The 15,559-nt window shown below is 40.0% G+C and carries 9 protein-coding genes; 7 read left to right on the top strand and 2 right to left on the bottom strand.

The window, feature by feature from the left end; translation table 11 throughout:
• Window positions 1-362 precede the first annotated feature (362 nt).
• Together mrdA and rodA are read left to right on the top strand one after the other, a co-directional pair.
• Window positions 363-2,285 (top strand): penicillin-binding protein 2, encoded by a 1,923-nt coding sequence (mrdA, locus tag P1X15_RS13745; protein ID WP_277338702.1) that lies wholly within the window; start codon window positions 363-365, stop codon window positions 2,283-2,285.
• Between the two features lie 54 nt (window positions 2,286-2,339).
• Complete coding sequence (rodA, locus tag P1X15_RS13740; RefSeq protein WP_277338701.1) at window positions 2,340-3,626, top strand: rod shape-determining protein RodA; 1,287 nt, start codon at window positions 2,340-2,342, stop codon at window positions 3,624-3,626.
• Between the two features lie 602 nt (window positions 3,627-4,228).
• On the opposite strand, the gene P1X15_RS13735 is transcribed toward rodA, so the two are convergent.
• Complete coding sequence (locus P1X15_RS13735; protein WP_277338700.1) at window positions 4,229-4,564, bottom strand: hypothetical protein; 336 nt, start codon at window positions 4,562-4,564, stop codon at window positions 4,229-4,231.
• A gap of 777 nt (window positions 4,565-5,341) precedes the next feature.
• Here P1X15_RS13735 and P1X15_RS13730 point away from each other — a divergent pair.
• From P1X15_RS13730 to P1X15_RS13710, 5 genes are all read left to right on the top strand, one after another.
• Window positions 5,342-5,581, top strand: coding sequence for a hypothetical protein (locus tag P1X15_RS13730; protein WP_277338699.1), 240 nt, complete (start codon window positions 5,342-5,344; stop codon window positions 5,579-5,581).
• 104 nt (window positions 5,582-5,685) lie between these two features.
• Entirely contained in the window at window positions 5,686-6,168 is a 483-nt protein-coding gene (locus P1X15_RS13725; protein WP_277338698.1) for a hypothetical protein, read from the top strand.
• Window positions 6,169-6,458: 290 nt separating this feature from the next.
• Window positions 6,459-7,223, top strand: a complete 765-nt coding sequence (locus P1X15_RS13720) for a helix-turn-helix domain-containing protein (RefSeq protein ID WP_277338697.1) — start codon at window positions 6,459-6,461, stop codon at window positions 7,221-7,223.
• A 303-nt stretch (window positions 7,224-7,526) separates the two neighbouring features.
• Window positions 7,527-8,099 (top strand): TlpA disulfide reductase family protein, encoded by a 573-nt coding sequence (locus P1X15_RS13715; RefSeq protein ID WP_277338696.1) that lies wholly within the window; start codon window positions 7,527-7,529, stop codon window positions 8,097-8,099.
• 46 nt (window positions 8,100-8,145) lie between these two features.
• Window positions 8,146-9,168, top strand: coding sequence for a hypothetical protein (locus tag P1X15_RS13710; protein ID WP_277338695.1), 1,023 nt, complete (start codon window positions 8,146-8,148; stop codon window positions 9,166-9,168).
• Between the two features lie 36 nt (window positions 9,169-9,204).
• On the opposite strand, the gene P1X15_RS13705 is transcribed toward P1X15_RS13710, so the two are convergent.
• Window positions 9,205-15,546 carry an SdrD B-like domain-containing protein gene (locus P1X15_RS13705; RefSeq protein WP_277338694.1) on the bottom strand — a complete coding sequence of 2,114 codons (6,342 nt, stop codon included), beginning with the start codon at window positions 15,544-15,546 and terminating at the stop codon, window positions 9,205-9,207.
• Between the last annotated feature and the right edge of the window lie 13 nt (window positions 15,547-15,559).

The raw sequence follows: 15,559 nt of genomic DNA, 5'->3' as shown, positions 1-15,559 counted from the left end.
TTTGAGGGGTTGTTGTGGATGAAGTCAGCCAACATGCTTATGGTAACGACTGCAAAATCCAGACTACAAAGCCCCCCAACCAATGGATAAAACAATGAAAATGAGCAAATTATCCACATACCAAATCATTCTCAAACGTTGGGAGACTCATCAAAGACAACTAAAACACTAAAACATTCTCAGGCAGTTTCAAACGTCTGAAAGCAAAGGAGTAGGACATCCTCCTTTTTTTATGGAATTAGTTGCAAGGATGCTTGCTAATTCATAAAAAGCCCCGAACTTTGTAGTAAGGAACAATCGTTATCATTACGATTTACTGCTCACTTGCCTACGGAGAACGAATTAAAAATTATAATACTTAGATGTCAGAAAATAGGAAGTTTTTTGTGTACGGATTGTTTGTGGTGGTAGCCATTATTTATCTGAGTCGCCTACTTTATCTTCAAGTACTTGACAATACTTACGAAACAGCGAGTAATTCAATCAAAGCTATACCAGATATCCCGATGCGTGGTCAAATATACGACCGCAAAGGGCGATTGATTGTTTATAATACCCTCGTATATGATATATACGTAACCCCCAACAAGCTCAAAGTCAGCGATACACTTGCTTTGTGTAATCTTTTCAGTATCACAAAAAGTAGTTTTGACAGCTTGATGAAAGCCGCAAAGACTTATTCTCGGGTCAAGCCTTCGCTCTTTATGCGTCAATTGTCCAAAGAAGATTTTGCGCGGATTCAAGATGCAATGGTCGACTATCCAGGGTTTGAATACCAGAAAAGCTCCATTCGGACTTATTCTGCCCCTGTACTAGCGCACGCGTTGGGGTATGTAAGCGAAGTTTCAAAAAAACAACTTGACGCTCAAGAATACCCCTACTATCGTCAAGGCGATTTGATAGGACAAAGCGGTCTTGAAAAATACTACGAAGAGCAACTACGCGGCAGGCGCGGTGTTAGATATGTGATGCAAGACGTGCACAGTGTAGCCAAAGGTTCGTGGAAAGATGGCGAAATGGATACCATTGCGCTGGCTGGTCAAAATCTCTATACCAGTATTGACTTAGACCTACAGCAATACGCTGATAGCCTTATGCAACATAAAGCGGGTGCTGTGGTGGCTATTGAGCCTTCGTCGGGAGAAGTATTGACGATTACCTCTGCCCCTACTTATGACCCTGCGCTATTTGCTACTCGCGATTTTTCTAAAAACTACGCTAAGTTGGCACTAAATCCTTATCGACCACTGTACAACCGTGCCGTGATGGGAAGCTACCGTCCAGGTTCTACCTTCAAAACAGTCCAAGCATTGGTAGCCATGCAAATGGGAGCAATCACCCCCGGTAGTGTGTTTACTCATGCCGGTGCCCCTATGAAATGCCACGGACACGGAGGATTGTCGGGTGTACACAGTGCGATTCAGTGGTCTTGTAACCCTTATTTTTACCATGTTTTCAAGCGTATGATTTATGCCAACAATGAGCGTAATGTATTCAAGGCTTCTTCCGCTGGTCTCCAAAGATGGTATGAAGATTCCAAAAAGTTTGGATTTGGACAAAAATTAGGCATCGACTTACCAAGTGAAGCCAAAGGTGTACTGCCCGATGCCGAATATTATGATAAAAGGATTGGCCAGAATCAATGGCGTTTTGGTCAAATTTACTCGTTGAGTATTGGTGAAGGAGAATTACTCATTACGCCCCTCAAATTGGCCAACCTTGCCGCTATCATTGCCAACCGCGGTTGGTATATTGCCCCTCACTTAGTAAAAGGCGTTGGCAAGAATGAAAACCCACTCCCTGAGTTTAAAGAAAAACATGAAACTGGCGTAAATCGTCTTTATTTTGAGGAAGTAGTCAATGGTATGGAGATGGCCGTAGTAAGGGGTACGGTATCTCGCGGGGCTATCATTCCTGACATTCAAATGTGTGGTAAAACCGGTACTTCTCAAAACAAAAAAGGAAAAGACCATTCTATATTTATCGCTTTTGCCCCAAAATACAATCCCAAAATTGCCATCGCTGTTTTTGTCGAAAATGGAGGATTTGGAGGATTTGCTGCTGCGCCCGTAGCATCGCTTCTCATCGAAAAATACCTCAAAGGGCACGTAGAGCGTAAAGCCTACGAACAAGAATGGAAAAACAAGAATTTCTTACAAAACGTAATCATTCCTAAATCGCAGCAACAACCCTCGGCACCCAAAGAAAAACCTGCCCCGCCTAAACCTGAAGCTACCATCGTAAAACAAGACAATGCCACAACTAGCAAGCCAATCAACGGATAGGCAGTACACTTGCTATCAACGATTTTTATTTATTCTTAAAGTAGCTTTCATCAAATGGCTCGTAACGAACAAAACATCATTCAAAACCTAGATTGGCTGACGGTATTGATATACGCCGCTTGTGTCACTATGGGTCTTTTTAATGTATACGCCTCAGTATATGATCCCGAAGAGCAAACCAAGCTTTTTGATATTTCAAACAATGCAGGCCGCCAATTTATGTTTATTGGCACCTCCACACTTATTATCATTGCTATTTTAGTAATTGACCACAAATTTTGGGAGGTTTTTGCGCCTTTTATTTATGGTGCTTGTATTTTGTTGCTTTTAGTAGTGTTGGTAGTAGCTACCGATATCAAAGGCTCTAAATCATGGATTAAATTTGGTTCATTTTCTTTGCAACCAGCCGAATTTGCCAAAACAGGTACCGCCCTTCTCCTCTCACGCTATATCACCCAGCCCAACATCAACCTTAGTCGTTGGAAAGATATGGCTTGGGCGGCTGGACTCATCATCCTACCCATGATTCTTATCATTGCTTCCAAAGAAGTAGGTTGTGCATTGGTATTTGTATCTTTTCTGATTGTGCTTTATCGCGAAGGTATTCCAGGCATTTATCCTGCCATTGTGGTTATTTCTATTGTATTATTTATCCTCTCGCTGTTTTTTTCCCCACTCTATATTTCTTTAGGATTAGGCGTAATTGGCGTGTTGGTATTTTACTTTGTCATTCCTCGCTATGACCGAAACCGCAAAACTGCCATTAACTTGGTTGTGATTTTTGGGGCGATGATGCTCTTTACAACTAGTGTAGAGTTTTTGATCAATAATGTCCTCCAAACTCACCATCGCAATCGTATCAAAGTGCTTGTAGACCCTAAAATTGACCCTACGGGAATCGGGTGGAACGTAACTCAATCAAAAATCGCGATTGGTTCGGGGCGCTTATGGGGAAAGGGCTTTTTGGATGGTACACAGACCAAATTCAACTTTGTACCCGAACAGCACTCTGATTTTATTTTTTGTACAATTGGCGAAGAGCATGGTTTCATTGGTAGTGCAGCAGTAGTACTGCTGATTTTAGGAATGATGTGTCGGATTGTGTTTCTAGCCGAACGACAGCGAACGCGGTTTGCTCGCGCCTACGGGTATTGTGTCGCGGGTATTCTGTTTTTTCACTTCTTAGTTAATGTTGGCATGACCATCGGCCTGATGGTAGTGATCGGGATTCCTTTGCCCTTTTTTAGCTATGGAGGCTCCTCGATGTGGTCTTTTACGATTTTGCTCTTTATTTTTCTAAAATTAGACGCTCAGCGGCCTTTTACCCTTTCACGAACCTGATGCAGTTTCAAAATATAGGTAACGGTGCGTTAAGTGTATAATAGATGTCTATCAACGGGTGTATTTCAAAGTAAGGTTGAGGTCTATCTTTGTGATACAACAAATCTGTATACTCCCCCCCTTTTTTACCACCATGACCAAAGAAGCTCTCTTAGAGCGTGTCTAAAGAATACGATCCGTTCGCTCAACAATCATGATAGTTTCTTTGACCACGAAGAAGGCTTCGTAAAACTTTAGGATAGTTTGGACAGAAAAGCCAAGAAGAGAAACATAGGTAAAGTGTCCAAAAATCATCAAAAAACATATACAAGACCCGACAATGTAGACAAATAAGTATCTAAAAATCAAACAAATACAGCCAATATACTCTTCATCAAGAGATTCGTCTAATTCCCTTTCTTGAGCATTTGGTTACCCTAGCAGGTGCGCATCAAGTTTTTGGAAAGACTCGAGCTATTTTTGAGGGTAAAAGTAAGCGATAGTACCATTTATCGGGTCTGCAATCGCCTAGGCGAACACTTGCCAGAAGTCTTGCTCAAAGACATTCGCGATAGCCTGTTGAAATACCTAAAAAACAATACCTACCGAATGAATTACAAGCACTACCGACAACAGGCTGAATTATTGGGGCTATTGAGTCGGCTCACAAAACCCTCATACAAGCCAGAATGAAATTGATTGGGCAATGGTGCGGGGCCGTCCATGCGGTCCAATACCGGTTGTGATAATGTATTCAAACTAAGAGTCGCTCTCATGAGCAATAAAGAAGGTAATCCTGCGTAACGCCGCGTAACTTTGAAATACACCCGATATTTGCTGATCTTGTTGGAGTACATGACTGCGTTTGATTGATTCCAAGGAGGGAAAAAAGGTAGATTGGTGATGTGTTCCACTATCCATGCGAGTAAGTAAGCCGCAAGTTTGAGAAGATGGTTCATTATCAAATGGTATATAATTCCCCTCTCCTGCAAGGATAAGAGGAGCGCATTTCAATTTTAGACACTTTAAAAAATGGCAAAATTTTATTCTGTTATAATGGAATTTTTAGTCTATAAATACAAGTTGATACAGAAGATTGTAAAATAAAATTTGGTCATATTCCCTTTAAGCGCAAAATTGAACTGAGCCCGTTCGGCTTATATATAACGCCAAAAGGCACTATAACAACAGAATACATTTTGTAACACTACCAATATGTCAGATAAAATCTGATTTAGTACAATATACCAAAATTTAAGCTTAATATACCAAAATGATATTTATTTTAACAAAAAATGACATTTATTTTAAAATAAAAATGACATTTATTTTAAAATAAAAATATTTTAATTTGCAACTCATAACCACATTGTTTTAGGATAAATATTGTATTTATTTGTTATATTTTTGCACTAATCAGTTTAGGTAAATTTGACAAAATTTAGGATAATAGGGGCAAATTTCAATTTTACACACCTTAAAAATGGCAGAATTTTATTCTGTGATGATGGAGTTTGAGCCTAACTTAGTATAAAAAACCTTGTTCGCTATCCATTAATACAAGGTATAATAGAGACTGGGGAAGTAAAATTTGACTATATTTCCTTCTAAGCGTAAAATTGAAATGCGCTCGATAAATAATATTGTCTCATTGCTTATCTACAAATAAATGTAGAATGTGGACTTGTGAGAAGGTACTAAAAAAATATCATAAATTTATAACAAGCTATACAAGCATGAAATTATTTATCTCCTCTCTTAGTAAGAAAACTTTGACTCTTCTCATAATTATGACACTGTGGTCAGTTTTTTTTACAAATCATGCCTATTCGCAAGCAAAAAATCAACCGCATGGATCACGAGCGGAAAGCGAAATCAATCCTTTGGTTTCTGAAAATTTAAAACTAAAGGATGACAACTTAATGTTGAAAAAAAAAAAAAAACAATTACTCTCCAAAGATATAATAAGAATTTAAAAAAAATTAATATTAAATTACAAGATAGAATTAAGAACCTTAGAAGTGATAGTGTTTTTTTAGTAAAAAAATTAAATGAAGAAATAGCTAACAATGAGTTGAAGATGGCCTCCCTAAACAAGCAAATAGGTAGCCTTAAAGATGATGTATCTATTTTAAATGACTCAATATATAAATACAGAGAAATAAAAAATGAATTGTATGGAGTGAAAAATATAGTAAATGAACTTAAGTTAGCAGAAAGAACTTATTCTTGCCCTTTAGATATAACTTTTAATAGAGTTAAGAATTATTTGCTCTATAATCAATCTAAGTACGAATTGTCGGAAGCTACTTCACATAGAATATTTTTGAGAGAAAGTATTGAGGTGACTATTCCCAGAAGAATTATTGGCAATAAAAAAATAATTTATAACATAAACTATTTGATTACATTCAGAATTCATCCAGTCTCAAACGTTAAGACTTTGATGGATGTACGAATGGATACTGTAGATAGCAGTAACAAGTCAGAGCATTATTACTTAGACAACGTAAAACTAGAGCGTAACTTATTAAAAAAAATAGACTTATTGTTGCTAGAATAACACTAAAAAGCTAATGAGTCTAGCTTTTACTTATGCTTTGTGTTAGGATTTAGCTAGAAGAACAATATACGTATATTTACTATAATGTAGTTTGTATACGCTACTTGAATAGGATATAAAAAAGAGATACATAAAAAGCAAAAACTGCTTATTAAGCCTTTTTATCTTTATAGAACTATATTTTCTGTAAGTGTAAAATTAAACAATGATGCTAATTATTGTTTAATGGAAATTTGATTTTTATTATATCTACTGAATTTTTATTTGAAATATTTTGTTATTATATAGTTATGAAAAAGCTATTATTAGTTCAAGAAAATAAGGAAATTTTAAGAGAAGTGATAAGCTCATGTAGCTCTAATTCTTATCAATGGGAAATTGCTTTGAATGTGAATGATGCCCTAAACATGCTTCCAAATGTCAATCCTGATATAATTATTTGTGATACTAGGATTGCAGTGAAAGATATATTTTTATTTTTCTGTAAAATTCAACAGAAAAAAGACAGATTCATGATACCTGTCATTTTTTTACCTATTGAATCCCTTTTCCATAATAGAAAAGGGGATAACACCTATACCGACAAAGATGCTAATTCTTCAAAAAAATTAGAGGTAGAAGATTTTTTACAAAGAATAGAAAATAATACTTTTGCTAGCAATACTTTATTTAAAAACCCCCTCTATCAAAATAATATATCTCTTCATAATGAGAACGAATTTTTGAAGAACTTAGAAAAGAAAATGAATTTTTTTTATACTGACTCAAATACTACTATTGCTGAGGTGGCCGAAGCGATGGATATGAGTGTATCTACACTCCAACGGCAAATCAAAAAGTATTACAACCTTTCTTTTAGAGAGTTAATAAAAATGCATAGACTTAAAAAAGCTGATTTGTTATTATTAAATACTGACAAAAGTATTGAGTCTATAGCTTTTAATTGCGGCTTTGGCAGTTTGTCTTATTTCTCTAAAATATTCAAAGAAAACTACAATATATCTGCTAAAAAATATAGAGAATCTTTCTTGAAAAGGAATAAAGTTAGTGTTTAAGACTATGCAATTATTAATGAATATGCTCTTCATTCACAATTCAAAAATGGTATAAATTTTCCAATTTCAATACTCTACTAATAGCTATTTAGGCTATCAGTGGTGCTTGATGAGTTACGGTTTGTCCTAAATTTAACTCTCAGAAATAGAAGTCAAAAAAAGGGCAGAGGCAGCAAAATAATGTTTAAAAAACCTAAATAATTTTTACCTTTTTTAAACATTAAAAGAAGAAACATCCTTTGATAAATTATTTCTATAAGTAGGGTATCGTGATACAAAAACTTCCCAAAATAGGGAAGTTTTTTGTTTATAAAACAAACTCTGAATGGTGGGGGATTTGTATACATGGCAAAAAAGTATTTTCCAACAAAACACATCAACATAATTGACAGATCTACGCTCTACTATAATTTTATTAAAAAAACGCACACCCTCAAACCTCTTTTAGTAGACAAAACAATACCAGACCTTGGGGTACTGAATACAAAAGGTAAGTTTAATTTTATACATGAATTAAATAAAGACTTCAATATCATCTTTTTCTATCTTCCTTCTTGTGGGCATTGCAAAGAAGCTGCCCCCAAACTAAAAGCATTTTATGATTCTCACAAAAACGAAAGTATCAGCATCATGCCTATTTCAACCGAAGAAAGCGAAGCTGATTGGCTCAAATTCATCAATGATTACCAATGGCAAGACTTCACAAATGGATACGGGGCTGTAGTATCTCGAAATGTAAATTATAGCAAAGATTATGATGTCAAAACCACCCCAACAATTTATGTCATAGATAAAACCCATAAAATTATAGCTAGACGCATTGGCATAAACGATATTGAGCCTTTTTATAAGTTATATCAAAAACAGAATAAGTAGGGATTTAGCATTACCTTGCGCTTAAAATTTGTCGCATAGGAATGTTATGGCCTTCATTTCCAACAAAAAAATTCCGTTTAGAATCAATACCTGTTTGCGTGGCTATCTAGAAAACTACAATCGAGAAGTCTCGCTACCGATTGATTATAGCAACTTGCTTCGCTATGACAATGCCATTCCGCTTTATGACAAAAACGGGAATGACACCCTTTGGGAAACGGTTTTTTATCCTCCTAGCGAAATAGAAGAGGTATATCATGCCCTCAAAACCATTTATGCTGATCTCAAAGCTGATGGTGATTTGTCGGTTATGAAGCACTTATATGTAGATAGGGTAGATTTGTGCTCATACGGCAATTCCAAGCCTTTTCGGGTCAGGATTGTCAATAAAGTCAACGACAATTTCGATTATTTCTACATCAAAAATGCCGATGCTTCGCGCATCTATGGGCTTGAGTTAGAGCATATTTTATCTCCCAATCGCATCAGCTATCTCACTAGCGACAATACACTCGTCGAAGAGCATATTGCGGGAGTGCCGGGTGATATGTTTATCAAAAATTACTTACACGAACCCAACCTCAACATCATTCGCTTTTGTAAAGAATTTGTCAAATTCAACGAACGCTGCTTTGTGAGACTACTAGGCGATATGCACTCTAGCAATTTTGTAGTAGATATCACGCCTGACTTTGAAGAGATTTACTACCGTATTCGCTCGATTGACTTCGACCAGCAATCGTACGAAGGCAAAAAGGCGGTGTATTTGCCTCAATATTTCAAACAAAACAACGCCATTATAGAACTCGGTATCAAATACTTGACTTTTGAAAGTGTGATACAATACCAAAAAGAAGAGCGCTCCCTCATAGCAGGGCGTATCAGAGTAGAAGGCAAACGTGTACAAGACCTCATGAAAATAATGGTAGAAGATCCTATTTCTCCGCCACGCAATGTTGAGCAACTTAAACAAGAACTTGCTCAGCATTACAAAAACAATGGTTTTTTAAAATGCCGCAGCATGGGCGAAGTAGTAATGAAAAGCCTTGAATTGGTATCTCTTCATTAAAACTACCTCACCCATGCTAGGGGCAATCTAAGACGGTTATTTTTTCAATTTTCTAACCACAAACGGAATACAATTATTGGGGATAATGATAAGAGATACAGGCGTACGGCGCACACTCACGCATCCTTGTCCCCCTTCTACTACTGCTTCTACCCAATAGATTCCAGCCTTGGAAGGTTGGTAAGTTAGCGTGTTGGAAGCCAAAGCTACCCCTCCCGTTTGACTTGCATACCAGTTGGCAGTAGCTCCTGTAGCTACAGTTACGACCAACGGCGGCAGTGCCTGCCCTTCGCAAACAGACACACTCGGTGCTATCGCTACAGGTTCTGAGATAGGACATCCACAGAAAGGAGCTACAATTGTAGTATCAAAACGACAAACAGACGATAGACTGTCGGTCAGTGTTATATTTACGCCACTAGCTACTGATACCGTATATGGATTACCGCCCGTCAGTACAATTCCATTGGCTTTGAGCGTCCCTGTTTGTCCTGTAATAGTGAACGTAACACTGTAGGTTTGCTGATTAGGAGCACATTGAGGACTTGAGGTGATTGTCCATACAGGGGCTGTACAAGGTGTAACAAGGGCTGCATCTACTGTCAATACGTTCCGTTTGGCAGGGTTGAGCGGATTGACCGTTACCTCATCAGAAAGCCCCGTAGTTGGGTCAAAATCTGAATCTTTGTCATCAGCTCCAACATTTTGTTTTGATGAAATCAAACATCCGGCTGGCAAACTCGACGTCAGGATTTTGACCTGATAACTAGCCGAATCGGCAATGGTGAACAAATATTTACCGTTGCTATCAGTTGTATCTTTGATTCCAGTAGCCAAGCCATTCTTATAAAGTTCAAGAATCACACCCTGCACAGGAGTATCTTCAGCATCACCTTGAATCCCATTGTCGTTGACATCTTTCCACACATAATCTCCCAAACTTCCCTTAACACAATTCGGAATCGTAATTTGAACAGTATCCGCACACCCCGTCGCCGCAGTCCAGACAAAGCGGTATATACCAGGATTCAAGCCTGTCACACTAGAGGTGGCACTTGAAGGAGTTGTGATAGTCGCTCCCGAAGGATTACTAGCTACTTGACTCCATATACCTCCAGTGGTGGCCGTTGCAGCTAAGTTGACTGTAGTAATCGGCGTTGTACCTACACAACTAGGTGCTTGATTGCTACCGGCATTGGGTTTTGGATTGACAGTGACAACATGACTATCTGTACCCGTACATTCCGTACCCGAATCTGTGTAGCTATAGCTAAAGGTTAGGCTTGCGATGTTGTGGCCAGGATTGAGAGTCAGGACATTACCGCTATGAGTAACTGCACCTACGGGTAAGCCTTGAGGTATGTCAAAAGTACCGCCTGTTGGTGTAGCAGTAAAACTCACTGGCAGCTCGTCTTTACATACCACTGTAGCGCCTGTAGCAGTGGGCCCCGTAATGGTGACGATAGGCCGCGGTTGTACCAATATTTCGGCACTATCGACTTGTGTACAGCCATTGGAGCTTTGGGTATAATATATATAAAACTTCTTAGGAGGAGTGGCAGAAAGTTGAGTCAAGGCATTGGCTATATTGACTGAGGCTCCAGAACCATTATCGGTTACTCCTGGGCCAGTCCACGCTCCTGTAGTACCCGACGGATTTGGATAATTTATGTTTGTGCCAACACAAATACTAGCTGGCGTAAACGTAATTGGAGTTAGTTTTGCATTGACTACCAACTTCACAAACGCCGTATCGGAGCAGGCAGTATTGCCGGTGGTATTGACAATCACCGCAAAGTATTTTGTTCCAGCAGTTGAGATTGCTGTGCCTGTAGGCGTAAAACTAGCAGTGGTTTGACCAACGATGGCCGTGCCAAACGAAGTAGTCGTATCAGCCAATGGTCCGTACCACTTGTATTCTACACCAGAGCTTGGTGTTGCGACATATGCGATAGCTGGACTTCCTACACAAATTGTCTGGGTTTTAGGACTGGCAATTGCAATCGGCTTGGTACACGCTGGCGCACAAACCGGTGCCGTAATAGAGATGGTATCAGTACAGCCATTGAGTGTGTACACAAACTCAAAACTTTTGCCTTGGGCTGTTGCATTGGTAATGGTTACCAATCCCGAACCATTGACGCTCATTCCTGCGGGGTTGCCAGCTTTGGCTGCCCAACTACCTCCAGCAGGTGTACCTACCAACTGAAGTGTAGCAGGTAAGCTACCGTCGGTACATACCAATGTCTGGTCAGGGCCGGCATTGGGTTTGATAGAAACAGTATCTTTATCAGATTCAGTCGCAACTCCCAAACTACTAAAAGCCGTATAAGTACCACTTCCTGCTGGGTCTTCGATCGCTTCATACAAGTCAAATTGATCGGCTGCCTCCACAATGAAGGAGTCGCCTGTGTAATTGACCGGGACTTGAATCTTCACCTTAAATACCCAATCAGGGAAGTCACAGTTGGCATCATTCTGACCCAATGCACTGCATGGCTTGCGAGCGGTATTCACAGGTTCACTTTCATCAAGTATATTGGAGGTATTGCGCCCTCCATCAGCCCCACCTTGGTCGGCTACGGTTTCGATGGTAAGTCCCACTGGCGGATTGAAAGGATCAAAAGCCACACCACCATTGAGCAATGGGGAAGTGATACGCATGTTGCGCGCCTCAAAACGACGTTTTGGCAAAGTAATGACAGTTTCCCCCACGGTAATACTACCAGGATTCAGCGCCACGTCTTCGTCTATTAATAAGCGTGCTATCAAATTTACATCAATCAATTCTCCGGGTTTGACACAATCATTTGTAATCTCAACATCCATATTTACCCCAGCCGTAAATAGTAAGTCAGCACCACCCGCTTTAACAGTATCAGTACCACACAAAGCTTTGGCTAAGCCACAAACTAGGAATACATCACCAGGCCGATACGGAAGATTGGTCAAAGTAGCGGTAAATAGCCACGCTTCTTGGGGTTGCATAATGCCGTCGTTGTTAACATCTCCACTTTTGGTCACTGATAGCACAGTAGGTGCCCCTACACTTCCTTTAAAGAGTTTATAAGAGCCTTCAAAAGTGACATTAGATAATGGTGTTGGGCCATTATTGACTACCCCAAATGTGACGGTTACAATGTCATTCTGTGTTCTAATACTTTGAGGTGCCAACACCACACCAACCGCCATTTTTGCAGCGTCGCATATATTTCCAACCCGTACAGCAGCCGGGTCGGCATCATCTTCATCGGTGAGTCCATTTGAATCATTGGGAGCTCCAGTACCATTTCCAAAAATAGAATCATCGCTTGGGGTTCGAGCCTTCCCTCCCGTATCATTAGTGGAATCATTATCGGGCGTACTGTCAATGTCAGTTCCTCCCGAGGCAGCACTTACTTCAGCACGGTTAATCAGTTCACTAGTAGCATTATTTTCTACTTTCAAGCTGATAGTGAGGGTTGTATCATGTCCTGCTTTTAGTAATGGTAATGGCGTGACTAAGGTGGCCCTACTACCCGTGACGGTCCATTGTGAACTTGCTGATAAGCTCATTCCTGTTGGGATATAATCGGTGATTTGCACGGCTGTGGCATCTACTGTTCCTTGATTGAAGACGCGGATATTGTAGTTGACCGTAGCCCCCAACGACACGATAGAATCCTGTCCAGCGGCCAATGTCTTACGAAGTGCCAAATCAAAAATAGGGTCGGGTACTACTTTTAAGCAAGCTTCGGCTACATCTTCATTGCCCGACATGACCATAATGGAACCATTACTTACCTGACCTACCAAGGCATTCATCGGAATTTGATTGCAATAATCTCCGGCCGTTGCACTTTTTACCGGAACCGAAATAGTACAGGAGCCAGGAGCAAGCACCGAGCCAGAAGTCAATCCTACCTCATCGGTACTTCCAAAAGTACTAATGGTAGTACAAGTACCTGACGCAGCCCCTGCCAACACTACACCTGCTGGTAAATAGTCTTTTAAGTCTTGTAATAAAGTAATTGGATTGTCATTACGGTTTTCGATAGTAATGGTCAACACACTATTTTGATTGGTTTCTACCATAGCAGGCAAAAACGATTTTTTGATAAGTGGAGCCGCGACAAAATCACTTTTTAATAACACACATGCCTGCACCGTATCAATATTACTACAAGAGCTTGTCTGCAAGGCATTTGGTAAAATAACATTGCAGTAGGTACCTTCTGCCGGAGCTATTACATCTACCTGAATTTGGGTGGTTCCCACAGGCAAGGTCGTTCCGTTGGGAATAAAAATCAGATTACTACCCGCTGCCGCAATCACTGGTACTCCATTGTTTACGTTTACATTAGGCGTAGCAGAAATGGTCATTGCAGCCGGACTGCTAGGTAGATAATCCGTAAAAGTCGATGTCAACGTAATGGGCGTTGTCTCGTTGTTAGTTATTTTAAGAGTCAATCGAATGGGCGTGCCTGGCTTGGCTGCCATTGGGCTAAACTCTTTGGCGATGGTTGGAACGTTAGGCCCTGTGACAGTAATACTCGCACAATCGTCGTCATCTTCGTTGGCGGTATAATCGTTGTCGGGTGAAGAGTCAATATCATTGAGCGGAGCAGCGCCATTGACCCATGCACAAGTCTGATAGCTACCTGCCTTTGGCGCAACCGTTGTGATGGTAAGTGTAATGGAGCTATTGGGAGCCAGACTAGGTATTAGCCATCCCGTATTGGCGCCAAAAGTGCCAGAAGTAGCAGTAGATGAAATAATCTTCAAGTCTTCTGGCAAATTATTAGCCACCTGAATATCGGTCGCAGTCATGGTACCTTCGTTAGTAAGTGTAAACGTCCACACAAAGGGTGTATTGACAGGACACGTTGTGCCAGAATTAGGTGCTACTACTTCTGTCAGTTTAAGGTCAATATAGGTTGTATCTTTACATACTTCGTACGTTGCAAAATCATCTTCTGAGGTATTACCATTGTTGGGGGTTGAGTTGGGGTCAGCTTGGTCAGAAGACTTAATCTGAACAGCGATTCTTTTACAACCACAGTCTTTTTCATTCACCACAACAGCATAGTCGTGAAAGCAAGCAGTGTTACCATTAAAAACCCTAACTACGTAGTTTTGGCTGCTAATTGGATTTGCCAAATTAGTAAAAGTAAAAGCTCCTCCCGTCAGGGTATTTGCACTTGCATACCCTCCCCCCGTATAAGCTGTTCCTAATGAAAGGGCCACTTTATCCCCATTGCTAACATTAGAAACCACAATGCTGGCATCGTAGTTTGGACTAGTGCCATTGCAAGTAGCAAGTGTAGATGTAACTAAAGCTGTGGGGGCAGTACAGCTTGGTTGAGCGCAAGTAGTAGGAGTAAGTGTTACGTTTAAATCAGTCGTACATCCCGCAGAAGTAAATACGCGTACCGTATATACAGTTGATGAAACGGGATTGGCTAGGTTATTAACAATGACACCACCCGGCGGAATTGTTGTGGCAGTGGCATAAGTTTTACTGCCAGTATAAGTACTTCCTGTGGTATAATCATACTTATCTGTTGCTCCAAAATTGCTAAGCGTAATTTTGCCGTCGCTGTTGACATTGCTTCCAGTACAGGTAGCTGCTGCGATTGTAGCTACAGGAGTAGGACTACTGCCACAGGTACCTTTGAGGGTTATGTCATCATATCCTGTAGTAGAGGGGCTTCCCGGAAAATCTTGTTTGGTTAGTTGTTTTACCAATCCAAAAACAATCTCAAACGTGACCTCAGTAGAGCCGTCCCAGCAAAAATCATCTCCAGTAAAAGCAAAAGTTAAGGGAGTTCCATTGACATTGCTGGCCAAGATATTTTGCATTTGGTTGTAAACCACTACTCCATTTCTTTTGACTGCAACGGCTTGTTTTTCAAAGTTAACCGTAGAACCGTTGAATTGCTTTTGAAGAACAGTAAGGCTAAAATCACTGAGGCATCCTGCCTTTCCAATGGTACTTTTGTAGGTTATTTTAAGGTTTATGGGAGCATCTGGATTAAAGGTAGTACTTGCTGGGTCATAGGCAGCTCCTCCTACACTTTTGATATAGGTTGAATTATAAAAATTTGACAAACAAAGCCCATTTGCAAACGCCGTACTATTTAAAAAACCAACCGAACCCAACAATCCCGCTCCACAACCATTATTGACATTGGGACAGTAGGTGTATACGTTTTTAGAAAAAGTAGGTGTTAAAAGGTCTTTTGGCTTGGCAGTGGCTCCATTACATTGAACTGTTTTGGAATTGAAATCCCATTTGGTAAGAACTGAAGGCGAACCGCATTGAGCATACCCACGAGTGGAACCAATTCCACACACAAGCCCTAGAGCTATTACGATAATAGAGATAAAGTTTTTCATCGTTTTTATATTG

The sequence above is a fragment of the Runella sp. MFBS21 genome (assembly GCF_029433105.1).
In the GTDB taxonomy this organism is placed as follows: domain Bacteria; phylum Bacteroidota; class Bacteroidia; order Cytophagales; family Spirosomataceae; genus Runella.
This window is presented reverse-complemented; position numbering and strand designations above follow the sequence as displayed.

Bases quoted from the DNA above. Each gene is read 5' to 3' on its own strand.
- mrdA (WP_277338702.1), top strand. From the start codon at position 363: ATGTCAGAAAATAGGAAGTTTTTTGTGTACGGATTGTTTGTGGTGGTA.
- rodA (WP_277338701.1), top strand. From the start codon at position 2,340: ATGGCTCGTAACGAACAAAACATCATTCAAAACCTAGATTGGCTGACG.
- P1X15_RS13735 (WP_277338700.1), bottom strand. From the start codon at position 4,564: ATGAACCATCTTCTCAAACTTGCGGCTTACTTACTCGCATGGATAGTG.
- P1X15_RS13730 (WP_277338699.1), top strand. From the start codon at position 5,342: ATGAAATTATTTATCTCCTCTCTTAGTAAGAAAACTTTGACTCTTCTC.
- P1X15_RS13725 (WP_277338698.1), top strand. From the start codon at position 5,686: ATGGCCTCCCTAAACAAGCAAATAGGTAGCCTTAAAGATGATGTATCT.
- P1X15_RS13720 (WP_277338697.1), top strand. From the start codon at position 6,459: ATGAAAAAGCTATTATTAGTTCAAGAAAATAAGGAAATTTTAAGAGAA.
- P1X15_RS13710 (WP_277338695.1), top strand. From the start codon at position 8,146: ATGGCCTTCATTTCCAACAAAAAAATTCCGTTTAGAATCAATACCTGT.
- P1X15_RS13705 (WP_277338694.1), bottom strand. From the start codon at position 15,546: ATGAAAAACTTTATCTCTATTATCGTAATAGCTCTAGGGCTTGTGTGT.